Consider the following 22,644-nt stretch of genomic DNA (forward strand, 5'->3'; position numbering starts at 1 on the left):
TACGCATCGGCGAAGACGGGGAACGCCGCGTACAACTCACGCCCCATACCGATCCGCTGCGAACCCTGACCCGAGAACAGAAAGCCGACCTTGCCCTCGGAGCCGGCGCGTCCCAGCGTCACGTTCGCCGCCGGTTCGCCGGTGGCGACGGCGGTGAGGGCTTGCCGGAGCTGGTCCGAGCCCTGTGCCAGGAGCACCGCGCGGTCCTCGAACGTCTCACGGGAGGCCAGGGAGAGGCCGATGTCGGAAGCCGTCCAGCCGTCGTTCGCGTCGAGGTGGCCGGCCAGGCGGGCCGCCTGGGCGCGCAGCGCCGGCTCGCCCTTGCCCGACAGCACCCACGGAACGAGCGCGCCGGAGTCGGGCGTGGGGGGCAGCTCCGCCGTGGCGGGGGCCTGCTCGATGATGGTGTGGGCGTTGGTGCCGCTGACGCCGAAGGACGAGATCGCGGCGCGGCGCGGGCGGTCCGACTCGGGCCATGCGACGGCCTCGGTCAGCAGCCGGACGTCACCGGCCGACCAGTCCACGTGCGGCGTCGGCTCGTCCGCGTGCAGTGTCCGCGGCAGGATGCCGTGGCGCATCGCCATGATCATCTTGATCACACCTGCCACGCCTGCCGCGGCTTGCGTGTGGCCGATGTTGGACTTCAGCGAGCCCAGCCACAGCGGCCGGTCCTCCGGCCGCTCCCGGCCGTACGTGGCGAGCAGCGCCTGCGCCTCGATCGGGTCGCCCAGCGTCGTGCCCGTGCCGTGCGCCTCGACGGCGTCCACGTCGCCCGGAGCGAGCCCGGCCGAGGCCAGGGCCTGCCGGATGACCCGCTGCTGCGCCGGGCCGTTCGGCGCGGTCAGACCGTTGGACGCGCCGTCCTGGTTCACGGCGCTGCCCCGTACCACCGCCAGGACCTCGTGACCGTTGCGCACGGCGTCGGAGAGGCGCTCCACGAGCACCACGCCCACGCCCTCCGCCCAGCCGGTGCCGTCCGCGTCCGCGCCGAACGCCCTGCAGCGGCCGTCGGGCGCCAGGCCGCGCTGGCGGCTGAACTCCACGAAGACGCTCGGGCCGGCCATGACGGTGACGCCGCCGGCCAGCGCCATCGTGCACTCGCCGTTGCGCAGCGACTGCATGGCCAGGTGCAGGGCGACCAGGGACGACGAGCAGGCCGTGTCGATCGTGACGGCGGGCCCTTCGAGTCCGAAGGTGTAGGCCACCCGGCCGGAGACGACGCTGGACGCGCCGCCGACGAGCCGGTGTCCTTCCACGCCTTCCGGCGTGCGGCGCACATCGGCTCCGTAGCCCTGGTAGGCCATGCCCACGAAGACGCCGGTCCGGCTGCCGCGCAGCTGCGCGGGGGCGATCCCGGCCCGCTCGAAGGCCTCCCACGAGGTCTCCAGCAACAGGCGCTGCTGCGGGTCCATCGCCAGGGCCTCACGCGGAGAGATCCCGAAGAAGCCAGCGTCGAAGTCGGTGGCGCCATAAAGGAATCCGCCGTCGCGCGCGTACGTCTTGCCGGGGCGATCGGGGTCGGGGTCGTAGAGGGCCTCGACGTCCCAGCCGCGGTTCGACGGGAACTCGGAGATGGCGTCGCCGCCGGACGTCACCAGGTCCCACAGCGCCTCGGGCGAGTCGACGCCGCCGGGCAGGTGGCAGCTCATCGCCACGATGGCGATGGGCTCGTCGTGGGCGGCCGCGTGCTGCGCCTCCTCCACGGCGGCCTGCGATCCGAGCAACTCGCTCTGCAGGAAGCGGGCGAGCGCCGTGGCGTTGGGGTAGTCGAAGACCAGCGTGGGCGGCAGCGCGAGCCCGGTCGCCGTGTTCACCTTGTTGCGGAGTTCGACGGCGGTCAGGGAGTCGAAGCCGAGGTCCTTGAAGGCCCGGTCGGGCTCGACCTCCACCGCCGAGGAGTGGCCCAGGACGGCCGCGACGTGCGTGCGGACCAGGTCGATCAGGGTCTCCGTGCGCTCGGCCTCAGGCAGTCCGGCGAGCCGGGCCGCCAGGGGCGCGGCGCCGGTGGCGGCGTCGGCCGGCGCCGCGGTGCCGGCGCGGCGCACCTCGGGCAGTTCGGACAGCAGGGCGCTCGGGCGGCCGAGGGTGAACGGTCCGATGAACCGTTCCCAGTCGATGTCGGCCACGACGACCGCGGTGTCGTCGCAGTCCAGGGCGCACTGGACCGCGGTAACGGCAAGTGCGGCGGGCAGGGTGACGACGCCGCGGCGGCGCAGGTGTTCCTCGTCGGCGTCGGTGACCATGCCGCCGTCGGCCCACGGGCCCCAGGCGATCGCGGTGGCGGTCAGGCCCCGGGCCCGCCGCCGGGCGGCGAGCCCGTCGAGGAAGGCGTTACCGGCCGCGTAGGCGGCCTGCAGTCCGCTGCCCCACACGCCGGCGATCGAGGAGAAGAGGACGAAGGCGTCCAGCTCGCGGTCGCCGAGCAGTTCGTCCAGGTGCGCGGCGCCGCGGGCCTTCGCCGCCACCGTGCGGGCGAAGTCGGCCAGCGTCAGCTCGTCGAAGGGGGCGACCTGTTCCACGCCTGCGGCGTGGAAGACGGAGGTGAAGGTGTGCTCGGCGAGCAGCGCCGCCACCGCGTCGCGGTCGGCGACATCGCACACGGCGAGGGTGACGCGCGCTCCCAGCTCCTCCAGTTCGGCCTTGAGCGCGGTCGCGCCGGGCGCGTCGGCGCCGCGGCGGCTGGTGAGCACCAGGTGTTCGGCACCGGCACCGGCGAGCCAGCGGGCGACGTGCCCGCCCAGCGCACCCGTACCACCGGTGACCAGCACTGTGCCGCGCGGCGCCCACGGCCGGCCGGCGCCGCTTCGGGCGTGGGCGAGCCGGGCGGTGAACACGCCGGTGGCGCGGACTGCGACCTGGTCCTCTTGTCCATCCGCAGCGCCGGCTCCCTGGCTCAGTACGGCGGCGATACGGCCGGCGGCGCGCTCGTCGACGGCCGCGGGCAGGTCGATCAGGCCGCCCCAGCCTCGGGCGTGCTCCAGGGCCAGGGCGCGGCCGAGGCCCCACACCTGGTTCTGCACCGCGCTGAGCGGTGCGTCGTCGGAGCGGCCGGTGGCGGCCGCGCCGCGGGTGGCGCACCACAGCGGCGCGTCGACGCCCGCGTCGCCCAGCGCCTGGGCCAGGGCCACGGTCTGCGCGAGACCCTGGGAGAGCGCTGGGTGCTCGGGCGAGGCGGTCTCGTCGGTCGCGAGCAGCGACAGGACGCCGTCAAGCGATCCGGCTTCGGCTGCGACCCGGGGCAGCTCGTCGGCCAGGGACGCGCGGTCGGCGTCGGCGCCGACCGTCAGCGGGATCAGGTGCGCGCCGCGTCCGGCGAGGGCCGCGCGGACCGTCCCGGCCCACTCGTCGCCCTCGGGCGCGGCGAACAGCCATGTGCGGCCGGAGAGGTCCCCTGCGGACAGGCCCTTCAGCGGCTGCCAGGCCAGCCGGTAGCGCCAGCCGTCCACGACGGACTGCTCGCGCCGCTGGCGCCGCCAGGCGGACAGCTTCGGGACCACGACGTCCAGTTCCTCGGGGCTCAGCCCCAGCGTGGCGGCGAGGGCCTGGGCGTCCTCGCGCTCGACGCTCGCCCAGAACTCGGCGTCGACCGCGTCCACGGCGGCCGTCTCGGCCTCGGGGGCCTCCAGCCAGTAGCGCTGCTGCTGGAAGGCGTACGTGGGCAGGTCGACACGCCGGGCGCCCGGGAAGAGGGCGTGCCAGTCCACTACGGCGCCGCTGACGTGCAGTTCGGCGAGCGCGGTGACGACGGCCTGCTGCTCGGGGCGGTCGGCTCGGAGTACGGGGATGGTGACGATGTCGTCCACACAGCCCTGCGCCATGCCGCTGAGGACACCGCCGGGACCGATCTCCACGAACGTGGTCACACCAAGGTCGCCGAGGGTCTCGATGCCGTCGGCGAAGCGCACCGCTTCGCGCACGTGCCGGACCCAGTACTCGGGGGTGTACGCCTCGGCCAGGCGACCGGTGAGGTTCGAGACCACCGGGATCCGCGGCTCACCGAACGTCAGACCGCGGACGACCTCTGCGAACTCCTCCAGCATCGGGTCCATCAGCGGCGAGTGGAACGCGTGACTGACCTTCAACCGGGAGGTTTTGCGGCCCTGTTGGATGAAGACCTCGGCGATCTCCAGCACGGCATCCTCGGCTCCGGAGACCACGACGGACCGAGGCCCGTTGATCGCCGCGATACTGACGCCGTCGGTCAGGCGCGGCAGCACCTCGTCCTCGGCTGCCTGGACCGCCACCATCGCGCCGCCGGCGGGCAGGGCCTGCATCAACGCGGCACGCGCCGACACCAGCTTCGCCGCATCCTCGAGCGACAACACACCCGCCACATGAGCAGCCGCAATCTCACCCACCGAATGACCCGCCACATAATCCGGCCGGACACCCCACGACTCCAGCAGCCGGAACAGCGCCACCTCAACGGCGAACAGCGCCGGCTGGGTGCAACCGGTCTGGTTGAGCTGCTCCGCGTCCGCGTCGAGCGTGACGTCGAGGTGGACGCGGATCTCGTCGTAGGCCGCGGCGAACGCCGGGAAGGCGTCGTAGAGTTCGCGACCCATGCCGGGCCGCTGCGAGCCCTGGCCGGAGAACAGGAATCCGGTCTTGTCGCCGTGGCGGGCCGCGTTGTGGACGACGGCCGCGGACGGGGTGCCGGACACCAGTGCCCGTACGCCTTCGGTGAGTTCCTCCAGGCTCTCGCCGACGACGGCCGCCCGGCGGTCCCAGGCGGTGCGCGTCGTGGCGAGGGAGAAGCCGATGTCGGCCGGGGCGCTACCGGGGCCGCTCCGGCCGTGCTCCAGGAAGGCGAGCAGGCGCTCCGCCTGGGCGCGCAGCGCCGCGTCGCTCTTCGCCGAGAGCACCCACGGCAGCGTGCCGGCGGCCGGGTCCCTGGCCGGCTCGGCGGCGGGCTCCTGGTCGAGGGCCGGGGCCTGCTCGATGATCGTGTGCGCGTTGGTGCCGCTGACGCCGAAGGACGAGACCGCGGCGCGGCGGGGGTGGTCCGACTCGGGCCACTGGACGGCCTCGGTCAGGAGCTTGACTCCGCCCGCCGACCAGTCGACCTGAGCGGTCGGCTCGTCCACGTGCAGCGTCTGGGGCAGGACGCCGTTGCGGATGGCCATCACCATCTTGATCACACCGGCGACACCCGCGGCGGCCTGCGTGTGACCGATGTTGGACTTGATGGATCCCAGCCACAGCGGCCGGTCGCCCGAGTGCTCCTGGCCGTACGTGGCGAGCAGCGCCTCCGCCTCGATCGGGTCGCCGAGGGTGGTGGCCGTGCCGTGTGCCTCGACCGCGTCGACCTGGGAGGCGGTCAGGCGTGCGTTCTCCAGCGCCTGCCGGATCACGCGCTCTTGCGAAGGGCCGTTCGGGGCCGTGAGGCCGTTGGAGGCGCCGTCCTGGTTGACGGCGCTGCCGCGGATGACGGCGAGCACGTCGTGGCCGAGTCTACGGGCGTCGGACAACCGCTCCAGCAGGAGCACGCCGACGCCTTCGGACATGCCCGTGCCGTCGGCGGTCGAGGAGAACGCGCGGCAGCGGCCGTCGGGCGACAGGCCCCGCTGCGCACTGAACGCGATGAAGGTGTTCGGCGTGGCCATCACGGTCACGCCGCCGGCGAGGGCGAGCGAGCACTCGCCGCGGCGCAGCGCCTGGGCGGCCAGGTGGAGCGCCACCAGCGAGGACGAGCAGGCCGTGTCGACGGTGACCGCCGGGCCTTCGAGGCCGAGGGCGTAAGAGATGCGGCCGGACACCACGGCGGCGGTGTTCGCGGTGACGAGGTGGGTCTCGATGTCGCTGTCGCCCTGCCGTTGGAGGTAGGCGTGGTCCTGGCCGTTGGTGCCGACGAACACGCCGGCCCGGGTGCCGCGTGCGGTGACGGGGTCGATGCCCGCGCGTTCGAGGGCCTCCCAGGAGGTCTGCAGGAGCAGTCGCTGCTGCGGGTCCATGACCAGGGCCTCGCGGGGGGAGATCCCGAAGAACGCGGGGTCGAACTCGCCGGCGTCGTGGAGGAAGCCGCCCTCGCGCACGTATGTGCGGCCCGTCCGCCCGGGCTCGGGGTCGTGGATCGTGTCCAGGTCCCAGCCGCGGTCGGTGGGGAATTCGGACACGCCGTCGCCGCCCGAGGCAACCAGTTGCCACAGGTCCTCGGGCGAGCCGACCCCGCCCGGGTAGCGGCAGGCCATCCCGACGATGGCGATGGGTTCGGTGTCCTTCGCTTCCAGCTCACCTAGCTGCCTGCGGGTCTGGCGCAGGTCCACCATCACGCGCTTGAGGTAATCCCTGAGCTTGTCGTCGTTCGACATGTTTTACGTCCTCGGTAGCAGTGCGTGAGATGAGTCAGTGAGACCCGAGCTCTTGGTCGATGAGGTCGAACATCTCGTCGTCGGTGGCGGCGTCGATCCGGTCGAGGTCGAAGTCGCGGTCGGTGCCGGGGCCGGCGTCGGCGGTGTTCGCCGCGGCGTCCTGGTGGGTGTCGGTCCACTTCCAGAGCAGCGCCTTGAGCCGGGCGGTGACCTTGTCCCGCACCGCGCCCTCCATGGCGAGCGCGGCGAGCTGCGCCTCCAGCCGGTCCAGTTCGCCGAGCACGGGCGGGGCCTCGGCGGTGAGGTCCAGCACCAGGTCCTTGTGGAGGAGCCGGGCGATCGCGACGGGGGTGGGGTGGTCGAAGACCAGGGTGGGCTTGAGCCGGAGCCCGGTCGCGGCCTTGAGCCGGTTGCGCAGCTCCACGGCGGTCAGGGAGTCGAAGCCGATGTCCCGGAAGGCCGTGGTGGGCTCGATGCGGGCAGCGGTGGCGTGGCCGAGGGCGGCTGCCGCCTGATGGCGCACCAGGTCCAGCAGGACCTTCTCCTGGTCGGCCTCCGTTATCCAGGCGAGGCGGCGGGCCAGCGCGGGAGTCCCTGCGGCCGCGGCCTCGCCGGCCGCGGCGCCGATGTCGCCGACGAGGCCGCGGAGGACGGCGGGCAGCATGCCGGCGCGGGCCATGGCGCGCAGTCCTGGAACGTCCAGCCGGACCGGCACGATCACCGGCCGGTCCACGGTGAGGGCGGCGTCGAACAGGGCCAGCCCCTCCGCCGGGGTGAATGGCAGGACTCCGGCCCGCCCCATCCGGTTGCGGTCGGCGTCGGTGATCCGGTCGCCCATGCCGCCGTTGTCCGTCCACAGGCCCCACGCCAACGAGGTGCCGGGCAGGCCTGCGGCCCGGCGCTGCCGCGCCAGCCCGTCCAGGAAGGCGTTCGCAGCGGCGTAGCTCGCCGCGCCGGCGCTGCCCAGGACTCCGGCCAGGGAGGAGAAGAGCACGAACGCGGAGAGGTCCAGGTCCTTGGTCAGCTCGTGCAGGTGCAGCGCCCCGTCGGCCTTCGGCCGCAGCACGGTGTCCAGGCGCTCCGAGGTCAGGGCGGTGACCACGCCGTCGTCCAGGGCCGCCGCCGCGTGCACCACGGCCACGAGCGGGTGCTCGGCCGGGACGGAGGCCAGCAGTTCGGCGAGGGCGTCCCGGTTCGCGATGTCACAGGCGGCCACGTCGACGTGCGCGCCCAGCTCGGAGAGGGCGGCGACGAGTTCGCCGATGCCTTCGGCCGCGGGGCCGCGGCGACTGGCCAGCAGCAGCCTCCGTGCGCCGCGTTCGGCGACGAGGTGCCGGGCGAGCAACCGTCCGAGGCCACCGGTCGCGCCGGTGAGCAGCACGGTCCCCTCGGGGTCCCACGCGTGACCGGTGGGCTCCTCGGGCGGGGTGATCCGGGCGAGGCGCGGCACGTACAGCTTTCCGTCGCGCACCGCGGCCTGCGGCTCGTCCAGAGCGGCGAGGGCCGCGGCCAGCGCCGGGTCGAGGCCGCCGTTCGTGACCATGCCGCCGTTCGTGACCGAGTCGTCCGCGTCGACGAGCAGGAGCCGGTCCGGGTGCTCGGTCTGGGCCGACTTCACCAGACCGGAGACCGCGACGTGCGCGAGGTCCAAAGCCGTGCCGTCCAGCTCGACGGCTCCGCGCGTCATCACCACGAGCCGCGCGTCGGAGAACCGCTCGTCGGCGACCCACTCCTGAACGGCCGACAGCACATCGGCCAGCGGCCCGCGCGTCGCCTCGGCGGCATCGCCCTCGCTCGGGGCGCAGGGCAGGAGGACGTGGGCAGGCGTGGCCGCACCGCCGTCGACTGCCTTGCGGAGCCCGTCGATATCAGAGTGGGAACCCTCGTTGCCGAGGACCGCCCACTCGGCTCCGGGAGTAGCAGCGGGAGCGGAAGCCGCGGTGTGCTCGACCCAGTCGACCTCGAACATCCAGTCCTGGTGCGCCACGCGCGAGGCCAGTACCTGCTGCGGGGACATCGTCCGTGTCCGGACGGACGCGACCGAGGCGACGGGAGAACCGTCGGCGTCGGACAGTTCGATCGCCACCGCGTCGTCGTCGGCGGGCCGGATGCGTATGCGTACGGCCCCGGGTCCCGGAGTGTGCACGGACATGCCGCTCCAGGCGTGGGGCATGAGCATCTCGCCGGGGTCTTCGGTGCGGTCCGACGCCAGCATGCCGAGGGCAGCGTCCAGCAGTACGGGGTGCAGGCCGTAGCGGTCCGCCCGGTCCCGCTCTGTGACAGGCAGTGCGGCCTCGGCGTACAGCTCGTCCCCGGCGCGCCAGGCGGCGCGCAGACCCGGACGGCCCTCGACGTCCACGGGTTCGGCACCCGTCGGCGGCCACATCATCATGTCGAACTCCGGCGCCGGAGCGTTCCGGGTGAGTTCTCCGGTGACGTGGCGGACCCACGGCTCGCCGGCGCCGCCCGCGGCGGGCCGGCTGAAGACGCGCACCGAGCGCCGGTCAGGGTCGTCGCCCGCACCGACCTGCACCTGGATGCGGACGGCGCCCTGTTCGGCCAGAACCAGCGGGGCGTCCACGTCGAGCTGTTCCAGGTGCGGGAACCCGGCCTGCCGTCCCGCGGACAGGGCGAGCTCCACGAACGCGGCGACCAAGAGCACCGGTACGCCGCCGACCGTGTGTTCCGCGATCCAGGGCATGTCGGCCGGGGACAGTCGGCCGGTGAACAGCATGTCCTGCGCCCCGGCGGTCTCCACCACCGCGCCGAGCAGGGGGTGGCCGGAGGAGTCCAGGCCCGCCGAGGAGACGTCGAGCGCGGCCGTGCCTTCGAGCCAGTAGCGCTCGCGCTGGAAGGCGTACGTGGGCAGGTCGACACGCTGGGCGCCAGAGAACAGCGCCTGCCAGTCCGGGGAGACACCGTGCGCGTGCAACTGCCCGAGGGCGAGAGTGAGCGCCTGGGGTTCGGGGCGGTGGGTACGCAGGGCCGGAACGGTGACGATGTCCGCGTCGTCGAGGCAGCCCTGGGCGAGGGCGCTCAGCACACCGCCGGGGCCGATCTCCACGAACGTGGTCACACCCAGCCCGTGCAGGGTCCGAACGCCATCGGCGAAACGGACCGCCTCCCGGACGTGCCGGACCCAGTACTCGGGGGTGTAGGCCTCGGCCAGTCGGCCGGTGAGGTTCGAAACGACAGGGATCCGCGGCGCGTTGAAGGCCAGACCGCTGACGACCTCCGCGAACTCTGCCAGCATCGGATCCATCAGCGGCGAATGGAACGCGTGGCTGACCTTCAGCCGGGACGTCTTACGACCCTGCTCCCGGAAGGCCTCGCCAATGGCGACGACCACGTCCTCGGACCCGGAGACAACGACCGACCGCGGGCCGTTGATCGCCGCGATGCCGACCTCGTCGGTCAGGTGCGGCAGCACCTCGTCCTCGGTGGCCTGGACCGCGACCATGGCGCCGCCCGTGGGCAGGGCCTGCATCAACGCGGCACGCGCCGACACAAGCATCGCCGCATCCCCGAGCGACAACACACCCGCCACATGAGCAGCCGCAATCTCACCCACCGAGTGACCGGCCACATAATCCGGCCGGACACCCCACGACTCCAGCAGCCGAAACAACGCCACCTCAACCGCGAACAACGCCGGCTGCGTCAAACCCGTCTGATTCAACTCCTCCGAGTCGACGTCGACGGGCGCGTCCAGAAGCGCGCACACCTCGTCATACGCCGCAGCGAACACCGGGTACGACGCGTACAGCTCACGCCCCATCCCCAGCCGCTGCGAACCCTGACCCGAGAACAGGAACCCAACCCTGCCCCCGACGGCACCGGCACGCCCTGTCACCACCTGTCCTGCGGGCTCGCCCGCTGCGAGGGCGGTCAGCCCCGCGCGCAGCTCTTCCCCGTCGGCGCCGACGACCGCCGCCCGGTGCTCCAGCGCCGAGCGGGTGGCCGCCAGCGAGAACCCCACGTCGGCCGGGGACGCGGCCGCGAGGTCCACGGACGACAGCAGTCGTTGTGCCTGCTCCCGCAACGCCTCCCCGCTCTTCGCGGAGAGTACCCACGGCACCACCGTGGTCCCGGCCCGCACCAACTCCTCGGCCACGCCCTCGCCTTCAGTCATGTCGTCGGCCGGGTCCTCCGCCTTCGGTTCGGGCGCCTGCTCGACGATGATGTGCGCGTTGGTGCCGCTGATCCCGAACGACGAGATCCCGGCGCGGCGAGGGTGGTCGGTCTCCGGCCACGCGATCGCCTCGGTCAGCAGCTCGACCGAGCCGGCCGACCAGTCGACCTGCGGCGTCGGCCGGTCCACATGGAGCGTTTTCGGCAGCACGCCGTGCTGCATCGCCAGCACCATCTTCATCACGCCGGCGACGCCCGCCGCGGCCTGCGTGTGACCGATGTTGGACTTCAGCGAGCCGAGCAGGAGCGGCCGTTCGCGCTCTTGTCCATAAGTCGCCAGCAGCGCCTGCGCCTCGATCGGGTCGCCGAGATTCGTGCCCGTGCCATGTGCTTCGACGGCGTCGACCTCCTCGGCGGACAGCCGGGCGCCGGCCAGCGCTTCGAGGATCACGCGCTGCTGCGAGGGGCCGTTGGGCGCGGTCAGGCCGTTGGACGCGCCGTCCTGGTTGACGGCGCTGCTCCGGACGACCGCGAGCACCTTGTGGCCGAGTCGGCGGGCGTCCCGCAGCCGCTCCACGAGCAGCAGGCCGGCGCCTTCGGACCAGGACGCGCCGTCCGCCGCCGCAGCGAAGGACTTGCAGCGGCCGTCGGGGGCGAGTCCGCGCTGGCGGCTGAACTCGACGAAGGCACTCGGACCCGCCATGACCGTCACGCCGCCGGCGAGCGCCATGGAGCAGTCGCCGTTGCGCAGCGCCTGCACGGCGAGGTGCAGGGCGACGAGCGAGGACGAGCAGGCGGTGTCGACGGTGACCGCGGGACCCTCGAAGCCGAAGGTGTAGGCGATGCGCCCGGAGGCGACACTGCCGGAGTTGCCGGTGCTCATCAGCCCCTCGACCCCTTCGGGCAGGACGCCGGGCGTGAAGCCGTAGTCGTGGTACATCAGGCCGGCGAAGACGCCGGTGCGGCTGCCCTTGAGGCCGGCGGGATCGATGCCCGCGTGCTCGAAAGCCTCCCAGGCGGTCTCCAGCAGCAGCCGCTGCTGCGGGTCCATGGCCAGCGCCTCACGCGGCGAGATCCCGAAGAACCCGGAGTCGAAGTCCGCCGCGTCGCGGAGGAAGCCGCCCTGCCGGGTGTAGACCTTCCCGGGTTGCTCGGGGTCGGGGTCGTAGAGCGCGTCGACGTCCCAGCCGCGGTCCTCGGGGAATTGCGAGATGGCGTCTTTGCCCTCGGCCAGCAGCCGCCACAGCTCCTCGGGGGAGCCGACGCCGCCGGGGAACCGGCAGCTCATGCCCACAATGGCGATCGGCTCCTGGTCGCGGGCCTCCAGCTCGCGCACGCGCCGCCGGGCCTGGCGCAGGTCGGTGGTGGCCCGCTTGAGGTAGTCCCGGAGCTTGTCTTCGTTCATCATCGGTGTCGCCCGCCCCTTTTGGCCTGCACAGTTCAGGAGATGCCGAGTTCGTCGTCGAGGAGCTCGTACAGCTCTTCGTCGCTCGCCGAGCTGAGGTCGTCTTCGTCCTCGGCTCCGCCGGCGCCTCCCGGATCGGCCGACTCGTTCCCGTTCCAGCGGGCGAGCAGCGCCTGGAGACGCATATTGATCTTGGTTCGGCTGACGTTGTCGATGCTGTCCGCACCGGCGCCGTCGAGGGCGGCGGCGAGGCGGTCGAGCTCGTCGAAGACCGGCGCCGTCCCGGCCGTGCCACCGGGGAGGTCCTTCAGTACCTGCTGCGCGAGCGCCGCGGGCGTCGGGTGGTCGAAGACCAGCGTCGCGGGCAGCCGCAGGCCGGTGGCCTGGTTCATCCGGTTGCGGAGCTCCACCGCGGTCAGCGAGTCGAAGCCCAGGTCACCGAAGGCCTGGTCGGGCTGGACGGCCTTGGCCGAGCTGTGTCCGAGAACGGCGGCGACCTCGGACCGGACGAGGTCCAGTACGGCCTCTTCGCGCTCACCCTCGGGCAGGCCCGCGATCCGCTGCGCCAGCGGTACGGAAGCCGCCCGGTCCGTACGCCGCGGCCGGCCGCCGACGAGCGCCCTGAGCAGCGGCGGCACCGGTGCGGTCGCGTTCCGCAGGGCGGCGAGGTCCAGCCGTGCCGCCACCACCAGGGGCTCCTGCAACGCGATTGCGGCATCGAGAAGTTCCAGGCCGTCCTCGTCGGACAGCGGCAGCACGCCGCCGCGGGCGAGCCGGATCCGCTCGGCGCCGCCGAGGACCTCGGTCATGGTGCCGGTGCGCTGCCACAGGCCCCACGGCAGCGACACCGCGGGCAGCCCCTGGGCCCGGCGGCGCCGGGCGAAGGCGTCCAGGAAGGCGTTGGCCGCGGCGTAGTTGGCCTGGCCGGGGGTGCCGAGCGTACCCGCGAGCGAGGAGAAGACCACGAACGCCGACACGTCGCCCGCCAGTTCGTGCAAGTTCAGCACCGCGTCGGCCTTGGGGCGCAGCACCGTCTCCAGGCGCTCCGGCGTGAGCGAACCGATCACGCCGTCGTCGAGCACGCCGGCCGTGTGCACGACGGCCGTCACCGGTGTGCCGGACAGCACCTCGGCGAGGGCGTCCCGGTCGGCCACGTCGCAGGCGGCCCAGAGCACTTCGGCACCCGCGGCGGTCAGTTCCGCCCGGAGCTCCGCCGCACCCTCGGCGTCCGCGCCGCGCCGGCTCATCAGCAGCAGGCTGCGCACGCCGTGCTCGGCGACGAGGTGCCGGGCGACGAGCCCGCCCAGGGCGCCGGACGCTCCGGTCAGGAGCACCGTGCCGGTCCCGAAGTCCGAGGTGGCCCGCGGGGCGGAGGTGGCCCGCGGGGCGTCGGCGGCGGACCTGGCGAGCCGGGGCAGCAGGAGCGCGTCGCCGCGCAGTGCCGCCTGCGGCTCCTCGGAGGCGAGGAGCCGGGGGACGGCCGTCGACGCGACCCGCTCTACGTCGGCGCTCTCTTCGGTGTCGAGGAGGACGATGCGGTCCGGGTTCTCCGACTGTGCCGACCGGACCAGGCCCCACACGGCCGCCTGCACCGGGTCGCCCTCTGCCGGGTCGTCCCCGGCGGCGACCGCGCCCCGGGTCACCAGCACCAGGCGGGCGGCCCGGTCCTCGACCAGCCACCACTGCACCAGCCGGAGCACCTCGGCGAGGACTTCCCGGACCCGTTCGGCGTCGGTGCCCGACCCGGCCGGGCAGGGGACGACGACGGCATCCGCGTCCGCCTGCGCCCCGGTCTCCGCCGCGGGGGCGGCGAGGAGGGCGGCGATGTCGTCGTAGGCCCCTACGACGGGGGCGTGCGCATCGGCAGGGGCGGCGAGCCGTGCCCACTCCACGGTGAACAGGGAGTCCCGGGAGCTGGTGCGCAGTTGCTCGGCCGACACCGGGCGCAGCGTCAGCGACTCCACCGACACGACGGGACGGCCCATGCCGTCGGCGGCCTCCAGCCGTACGGTGTCCCCGCCGGCCTGGGAGAGCCGTACCCGCAGGCCGGCCGCTCCGGTTCCGTGCAGCGTGACGCGGGACCACGCGAAGGGCAGCAGGGGCCCGTCGGCGGCCGGTACGAGGCCGCCCGCGCCCAGCGCGTGCAGCGCGGAGTCGAGCAGAGCCGGGTGCAGGCCGAACGCGCCCGCGTCCGTCTGCGCCTCGTCGGTGACGGTGAGTTCGGCGTAGACCGCGTCGTGGCCGCGCCAGGCGGCACGCAGCCCCTGGAAGAGCGGGCCGTAGCTCAGGCCGAGGTCGGCCAGGCGGTCGTAGAAGCCGTCCAGGTCCACCGGCTGGGCGTCGGCCGGGGGCCAGCTGCTCAGGTCGGTGCCGGAGGGGGTCGCGCCGGTGGTGAGGACGCCGGTGGCGTTGCGTATCCAGGGGCCGTCCCCGGCTCGCGAGTGCACGCTCAGCGGGCGGCGGCCGGAGTCGTCCTGGGCGCCCACGAGCACCTGGAGCGCGACGCCGCCGTGCTCGGGCAGCACCAGCGGTGCCTGCAGGGTGAGTTCCTCGACCAGGTCGCAGCCGGTCTCGGCCGCGGCGTGGGCGGCCAGTTCCACGAAGGCCGTGCCCGGCAGCAGCACCGTGCCCAGCACCGCGTGGTCGGCCAGCCAGGGCTGGGCCCGCAGGGACAGCAGCCCGGTGAGCAGGTGGCCGCCGGCGTCCGGCAGCTCCACCGCCGCGCCGAGGAACGGGTGGTCGGTGGCGTCCAGCCCGGCCGCTCGCACGTCACCGGCCGGGGCGCCCGCCTCCAGCCAGTACCGCTCGTGCTGGAACGCGTAGGTCGGGAGGTCGACGCGGCGCGCACCCGGCACGACGGCGTCCCAGTCGATGGCGACGCCGTGCACGTGGGCCTGGGCCAGGGCCAGCATCAGCCGAGTCCGTCCGCCGTCGCGGCGGCGCAGCGTCGGTACGACCGCGGCGTCCGCGTCGGCGGCCTCGATGGCGTCCTGGATGCCCGCCAACTGGACGGGGTGCGGGCTGACTTCGACAAACACGTCGTGCCCGTCGGCCAGAGCGGCCCGGATCGCGTCGTGGAACCGGACCGTCTGCCGCATGTTGCGGTACCAGTAGCCGGAGCCCAGTTCGTCCGCGGCCAGCTTCCCGCCCGTCACCGTGGAGTAGAAGGGCACGGAGCCGGGGAGCGGGCTGATGCCGGCGAACCCCTCGCTCGCCTGCGCTTCGACGCGTTCGATCTGCGGCGAGTGTGCGGCGTAGTCGACGGCGACCCTGCGGGCCTGGATGCCCTCCTGTTGGCAGTGCGCGAGGACTTCGTCGAGGGCGTCGATGTCCCCGGAGACCACGACGGTGGCGGGCCCGTTCACGGCGGCGATGCCGAGGCGGCCGGTCCACCGGCCGACCAGTTCCCGCGCCTTCTCGTCCGGGAGCGGCACCGAGGCCATGGCGCCGCGGCCCTGGAGTTCGCGCACCGCGAGGCTGCGCCGTACCACGATGCGCGCCCCGTCCTCCAGAGAGACCGCTCCGGCGATCACCGCCGCGGAGACCTCGCCCTGGGAGTGCCCGACGACCGCGTCGGGGGTCACTCCGAAGGAGCGCCACACCTCGGCAAGGGCGACCGTCATCGCCCAGAGCACGGGCTGCAGCACGTCGACCCGGTCCTGCTCGACCTCGGACGTGCCGCGCAGCACCGCGGTCAGCGACCAGTCCACGTGCGGCGCGAGGGCGCGCTCGCAGGCGTCGATCCGGTCGCGGAAGACCGGGGAGGTCTCCAGCAGTTCGGTGGCCATGCCGACCCACTGCGACCCCTGCCCGGGGAAGACGAAGACGGTCTTGCCGCCGGTGCGTGCGGTGCCGGTCACCACGCCGGGCGGCATGGCGCCGCCGGCGACACCGGCCAGTCCCTGCCGGAGCTCCTGGAGGGTCTGCCCGACCACCACGGCGCGGTGTTCGAAGGCCGCCCTGGTCGTGGCCAGCGAGTACGCCACGTCGGCCGCCAGGGCCGCCTCGCCGTCGTCGTCCCTGTCGTCGTCGCTGTCGTTGTCGTTGTCGTCCAGGAAGGACGCGAGACGGGCGGCCTGCGCCCGCAGCGCTGCTTCGGTCCTGCCGGAGAGCACCCACGGCACGGCCGCGCCGGAATCGGACGCCTGGGGCGGTTCCTCGGCCGCGGGGGCCTGCTCGATGATTGTGTGCGCGTTGGTGCCGCTTACACCGAAGGACGACACGGCGGCCCGGCGCGGGCGGTCCGACTCGGGCCAGTCGACGGCCTCGGTCAGCAGCCGGACGTCACCGGCCGACCAGTCCACGTGCGGAGTGGGTTCGTCAACGTGCAGGGTCTGCGGGAGGACGCCGTGGCGCATGGCCATGACCATCTTGATCACACCGGCAACGCCCGCGGCGGCCTGCGTGTGGCCGATGTTGGACTTCAGCGAGCCCAGCCACAGCGGCCGGTCCTCCGGCCGCTCCTGCCCGTACGTGGCGAGCAGCGCCTGCGCCTCGATCGGGTCACCCAACCTCGTCCCCGTACCGTGCGCCTCCACCGCGTCCACGTCGGCTGGCGTGAGCCCGGCGGAGGCCAGCGCCTGCCGGATCACCCGCTGCTGCGAAGGGCCGTTGGGCGCGGTCAGACCGTTGGACGCACCGTCCTGGTTCACTGCACTCCCCCGCACGACGGCCAGCACACGGTGGCCGTTGCGCTCGGCGTCGGACAGCCGCTCCACCAGGAGCATGCCAACGCCCTCGCCCCAGCCCGTACCGTCGGCACCAGCAGCGAACGCCTTGCACCGGCCGTCGGGCGACAGCCCACGCTGCCGGCTGAACTCCACGAAGACCGTCGGGCCGGCCATGACCGTGACGCCGCCGGCCAGCGCCATCGTGCACTCGCCGTTGCGCAGGGCCTGGACGGCCAGGTGCAGGGCGACGAGCGACGAGGAGCAGGCCGTGTCGACCGTGACGGCAGGGCCCTCCAGTCCGAAGGTGTAGGACACGCGCCCGGAGGCGACGCTGCCGGAGCCTCCGGTGGTGAGCAGGCCCTCGACGCCCTCGGGCAGTTCGCGCGGGCCCTGGCCGTAGTCGTGGTACATCAGGCCGGTGAAGACGCCGGTACGGCTGCCCCGGATCGTCGCCGGGTCGATCCCGGCGCGTTCGAACGCCTCCCAGGACGCCTCCAGCAGCAGCCGCTGCTGCGGGTCCATCGCCAGGGCCTCGCGGGGGCTGATACCGAAGAAGCCGGCGTCGAACTCGGCCGCCTCGTGCAGGAAGCCGCCGTCGCGCGCGTAGGTCTTGCCGAGGCGCTCGGGGTCGGGGTCGTAGAGCCCGTCGACGTCCCAGCCCCGGTTGTCCGGGAACCGGGAGATGCCGCCCCGGCCGGAGGCCACCAGCCGCCACAGGTCCTCCGGCGAGCGGACCCCGCCCGGGAGGCGGCAGCTCATGCCGACGATGACGATCGGATCGTCGGCGGCGGCCGCGATCTGCCGCGCCGCGGTCGTGGCCGTGGCGGCGGGTGCCTCGCCGAGGAGTTTGGTGCCGATGTGCCGGGCGAGGGCGGCAGGGGTGGGGTGGTCGAAGACGAGGGTGGCGGGCAGGCGCAGGCCGGTCGCGGTGGACAGCCGGTTGCGCAGCTCCACGGCCGTCAGCGAGTCGAAGCCCAGGTCCTGGAAGGCGTGCGCGGGCGGGACGGCCCGGGGCGAGGAGTGCCCGAGCACGGCGGCGACCTCGGACCGGACCAGTTCCAGGAGGGCCTCGTCGCGCTCGTCGGCGGCCAGCCGGGCGAGGCGTTCGGCCAGGGATCCGGTGGCGGCGCGCTGGGCCGTGCCGCGTATGGAGACGCGGACGAGTCCGCGCAGCAGGGCCGGTACGGTTTCTGCCGCCCGGTTCCGCAGGGCCGCGGTGTCGAGGCGGACCGGTACGAGCACGGGCTCGTCGGAGGCGAGCGCCGCGTCGAACAGCCGCAGGCCGTCCTCCGTGGTCAGCGGCAGGACGCCGGAGCGCGCCATCCGCGACCTGCCCGCCTCGTCGAGGGCGTCGGCCATGGCGCCCTCCTGCTCCCACAGACCCCACGCCAGCGAGACCGTGGGCCGTCCCTGGGCGCGGCGGTGCCGGGCGAAGGCGTCGAGGAAGGCGTTGGCTGCGGCGTAGTTGCCCTGGCCGGGGTTGCCGAAGACGCCCGCGGCGGAGGAGAACAGCACGAGCGTCGTGCTCTGGCCGGTGAGTTCGTGCAGGTTGAGCACGGCGTCGGCCTTGGGCGCGAGGACGGCGCCCACGCGCTCCGGGGTCAGCGCGGCGATCACGCCGTCGTCGAGCACGCCGGCGGTGTGCACTACGGAGTCGACCGGGGTGGCGGCCAGCAGCCGGGCGAGGGCGTCCCGGTCGGCGAGGTCGCAGGCGGCCCACGTCGCTTCGGCGCCGAGCGCCGCGAGTTCGGCCGTCAGGTCCGCGGCGCCCGGGGCGTTCCCGCCACGGCGGCTGACGAGCAGCAGCCGGTGCACACCGTGTCCGGCCACCAGGTGACGGGCGAGGGTTTTGCCCAGCGCGCCGGAGGCACCGGTGAGCAGGACGACAGTGCCGAGGCCCAAGGCAGCGCCCTCGGCGCGGGCGGAGGCGGCTTCGTCCGCGGGGTCGGTGGCCGCGTCCTCCGTTGCCGGGGAGGCGGCGCGGGCCAGGCGCGGCGCGCTGACCTCCCCGTCGCGGACGACGACGTGGGGCTCGCCGGACCGCACGACGCCGGGCACGAGCGCGGCCGCCTCGTCCGGGCGGTCGGTTTCGAGCAGCACGATCCGGCCGGGGTTCTCCGCCTGGGCCGAGCGGACCAGTCCGCCCGCCGCGGCATGCGCGACGTCGTCGCAGCGCGCCACCAGCACGAGGCGCGACGTCCGGTCCTCGGTGAACCAGCGCTGAACCAGCCGCAGCACGTCGGTGGTGACCGCACTCACCCGCTCGGCCTCGGTCGCCCCTTCTGGGCCGTCGGGGCACGGGACCACGACCACGTCCGGCTGCGACGACCCGTCGGCCTCAGCCAGTGCGGCGATGTCCGGGATGTACGCCACCGCCGTCCCGTCCGCGTCGTCGGAGGGCAGGGTCAGCGGCGCCCGCTCGACGGTGAACATGGCGTCACCGGAGCGCTTGCGGAGCTGCTCGGCCGACACCGCGCGCAGCGTCAGCGACTCGACGGACGCCACCGGCTCGCCGGCGCCGTCGGCAACCAGCAGGGACACCGCGTCCGTACCGGCCGGCGCCAGCCTGACCCGTACGGTGGACGCGCCCTTGGCGCGCACGGACACCCTGGACCAGGCGAACGGCAGGAGCGGCCCGTCCGCCTCGGCAACGAGGGAGCCGTCCGCACCGCCCGCGCCGATCGCGTGCAGCGCCGCGTCCAGCAGAGCCGGATGCAGGAGGAAGGAACCGGTGTCCGTGCCGTCGGGGAGGGCGACCTCCGCGAAGACTCCCTCGCTCGCGCGCCAGGCACTCCGCAGTCCACGGAACGCCGGTCCGTAGGCCAGGCCGAGCGCGGCCAGCCGGTCGTAGAAGCCGTCGAGGTCGACCGGCTCGGAGCCCGCCGGCGGCCACGCCGTGAGCGCCCGGTCGGCAGCCGCGGCGCCCGCCTCTTCGGTCCCTTCGGTGACGAAGCCGGTCGCGTGGCGAACCCACGGCAGGTCGGCGTCGTCCTCGGGGCGCGAGTGCACGGTCAGCGGCCTGCGGCCGGTGCCGTCGGCCGCGCCGACCCACACCTGAACCGCGACGCCGCCCTGCTCGGGCACCACCAGGGGCGCTTCGAGGGTGAGGTCCTCCAGCAGTTCGCAGCCGGCTTCGTCGGCGGCGCGCACGGCCAGTTCGACGAACGCGGTGCCCGGCAGCAGCACGGTTCCGAGCACGGCGTGGTCGCTCAGCCACGGGTGCGTACGCCGGGACAGCCTGCCGGTCAGCAGCCGCTCGTCGCCGCCGGCCAGGGAGACGGCGGCGCCCAGCAGCGGGTGGTCGGCCGAGCCCAGGCCGGCGGCGCGGACGTCACCGGCAGCGGCTGGTAGGGCGTCGAGCCAGTAGCGCTCGTACTGGAAGGCGTAGGTGGGCAGGTCGACGCGGCGGGCGCCGGGGAAGAAGGCGTGCCAGTCCGGGGAGACGCCGTGCGCGTGCAGTTCGGAGACGGCGGCGACGAGCGCGGCCCGCTCGGGGCGGTCGGCGCGCAGGGCGGGCACGGTGACCACGTCGTCGTCCAGGCAGCCCTGGGCGAGGGCGCTCAGCACGCCGCCCGGGCCGATCTCGACGAACGTGGTCACGCCCAGGTCGTGGAGAGTCCGGACGCCGTCGGCGAAGCGGACCGCCTCGCGGACGTGCCGGACCCAGTACTCCGGGGTGTACGGCTCGGCCAGGCGGCCGGTGAGGTTGGAGACCACCGGGATCTGCGGCTTCTCGAAGGTCAGCCCGTGGACGACCTGAGCGAACTCCTCCAGCATGGGGTCCATCAGTGGCGAGTGGAACGCGTGGCTGACCTTCAGCCGGGAGGACTTGCGGCCCTGCTGCCGGAAGACCTCGGCAATTGCGGTGACCGCGTCCTCGGCTCCGGAAACCACGACGGACCGCGGACCGTTGATCGCCGCGATGCCGACGACGTCGGTGAGGTGCGGAAGGATTTCGTCCTCGGTGGCCTGGACGGCGATCATCGCCCCGCCGACGGGCAGCGCCTGCATGAGGTGGGCACGAGCGGACACGAGCTTCGCGGCGGCGTCGAGCGACAGCACCCCGGCCACGTGCGCGGCGGCGATCTCGCCCACGGAGTGACCGGCCACGTAGTCCGGCCGGATGCCCCACGATTCCAGGAGCCGGAACAGCGCCACCTCGACCGCGAAGAGTGCAGGCTGGGCGACGCCCGTGCGGTGCAGTTCTTCCGAGTCGACTTCGGCCGCGGCGCAGAGGTGCGCGCAGACCTCGTCGTACGCGGCGGCGAACGCCGGGTAGGACGCGTACAGCTCGCGCCCCATGCCCAGGCGTTGCGATCCCTGGCCGGAGAACAGGAACCCGACGCGCCCGCCGGTGCCGGACAGGCCGCGCGCCACGCCCGGTGCCGGGGAGCCGGAGGCCACGGCCCGCAGCCCCTCGGCGAGTTCCGCCACCGTCTCGCCCTGGACCACCGCGCGGTGCTCCAGGGCCGTGCGCGTCGTGGCGAGCGAGAACGCCACGTCGAGCGGGGGGACTTCGGCGTGCGTGCGGGACAGCAGGCGTTCGGCCTGGGCGCGCAGGGCCTCCTCGGTCTTGCCGGAGATCACCCACGGCACCGGTCCGCCCTCGGCCGGGCGCGCCGCCTCCGGGACGACGGCTTCGGCGCTCTCCGCGCCTTCCTCCGGCGCTTGTTGGGCCTCGGCGTCCTGTGTGAACGCTTCGGCCGACGGGGCTTCCTCGAGGATCGTGTGCGCGTTGGTGCCACTGATCCCGAAGGAGGAGATTCCGGCCCGGCGCGGCTGGTCCGAAGCCGGCCAGGGCGTGGGCTCGGTGAGCAGCCGTACGGCGCCCGCCGACCAGTCGACGTGCGGGGACGGCGCGTCGACGTGCAGCGTGCGCGGCAGTTCACCGTGGCGCATGGCCATGACCATCTTGATGATGCCCGCCACACCAGCAGCGGCTTGGGTGTGGCCGATGTTGGACTTGATCGAGCCCAGCCACAGCGGCTTGTCGTCGGGACGGCCCTGCCCGTACGTCGCGAGCAGCGCCTGCGCCTCGATCGGGTCGCCGAGCCGGGTGCCCGTGCCGTGCGCCTCCACTGCGTCGACCTGTGCGGTGGTCAGCCGGGCGGCGGCCAGGGCCTGGCGGATCACCCGCTGCTGGGAGGGGCCGTTGGGGGCGGTCAGGCCGTTGGACGCGCCGTCCTGGTTGACGGCGGAGCCCCGGATGACCGCGAGGACCTCGTGTCCGTTGCGGCGGGCGTCCGAGAGGCGTTCCACGAGCAGCAGGCCGGCGCCCTCGCCCCAGCCGGTGCCGTCGGCACCGGCCGCGAACGCCTTGCAGCGGCCGTCGGGTGCCAGTCCGCGCTGGCGGCTGAAGCCGACGAAGGTGGCGGGGCCGACCATCGCGGTGACGCCGCCCGCCACGGCCAGCGAGCACTCGCCGTTGCGCAGCGACTGGACGGCCAGGTGCAGGGCCACCAGGGACGACGAGCAGGCCGTGTCGACCGTGACGGCCGGGCCTTCGAGGCCGAAGGTGTAGGCCACGCGGCCGGAGGCGACGCTGCCCGAGGTGCCGGTCCCCAGGTAACCCTCCAGGTCCTGCGGGGAGTTCTGGAGGGCGCCGAGGAACTCGTGGTTCATCACGCCGGCGAACACGCCGGTCCTGCTCCCCGCCAGCGACGCGGCATCGATACCGGCCCGCTCGAAGAGCTCCCACGACGTCTCCAGCAGCAGCCGTTGCTGGGGGTCCATGGCGAGCGCCTCGCGGGGCGAGACCCCGAAGAGGCCGGCGTCGAACCGCCCCAGGTCGCGCAGGAACGCGCCCTCGCGGGCGTAGCTGGTCCCGCGGGACTCCGGGTCCGGGTCGTAGAGCGCGTCCAGGTCCCAGCCGCGGTCGGCGGGGAACTCCGAGACGGCGTCGCGGCCGCCTGCGACCAACTCCCACAGATCCTCGGGCGAGTCGACCCCTCCCGGGTAGCGGCAGCTCATCCCGATGATGGCCACCGGCTCCCCGGCGTCGTCCTCGTAGTCACGAAGGCGCCGCCGGGTCTCCTGGAGATCTGCGGTGACTCGCTTCAGGAAATAGCGGAGCTTGTCCTCGTTCGCCACCGAAATCGTCCCTCACCCCTGCGAAGACTTAGCGGAA

3 protein-coding genes are annotated in these 22,644 nt (G+C 73.8%); all 3 read right to left on the minus strand.

The window, feature by feature from the left end; all coding sequences use genetic code 11:
* Nucleotides 1-6,311: type I polyketide synthase (locus tag ACFY1J_RS42600; RefSeq protein WP_390712873.1), on the minus strand; the 6,311-nt coding region annotated here is incomplete at its 3' end.
* A 34-nt stretch (nt 6,312-6,345) separates the two neighbouring features.
* Nucleotides 6,346-11,886, minus strand: a complete 5,541-nt coding sequence (locus tag ACFY1J_RS42605) for an SDR family NAD(P)-dependent oxidoreductase (protein ID WP_390733095.1) — start codon at nt 11,884-11,886, stop codon at nt 6,346-6,348.
* Nucleotides 11,883-22,607, minus strand: a complete 10,725-nt coding sequence (locus ACFY1J_RS42610; protein ID WP_390733088.1) for an SDR family NAD(P)-dependent oxidoreductase — start codon at nt 22,605-22,607, stop codon at nt 11,883-11,885. The genes ACFY1J_RS42605 and ACFY1J_RS42610 overlap by 4 nt, the downstream gene beginning before the upstream one ends.
* Nucleotides 22,608-22,644: the final 37 nt, after the last annotated feature.

It is taken from the genome of Streptomyces sp. NPDC001406 (genome assembly GCF_042895285.1).
GTDB lineage: Bacteria > Actinomycetota > Actinomycetes > Streptomycetales > Streptomycetaceae > Streptomyces.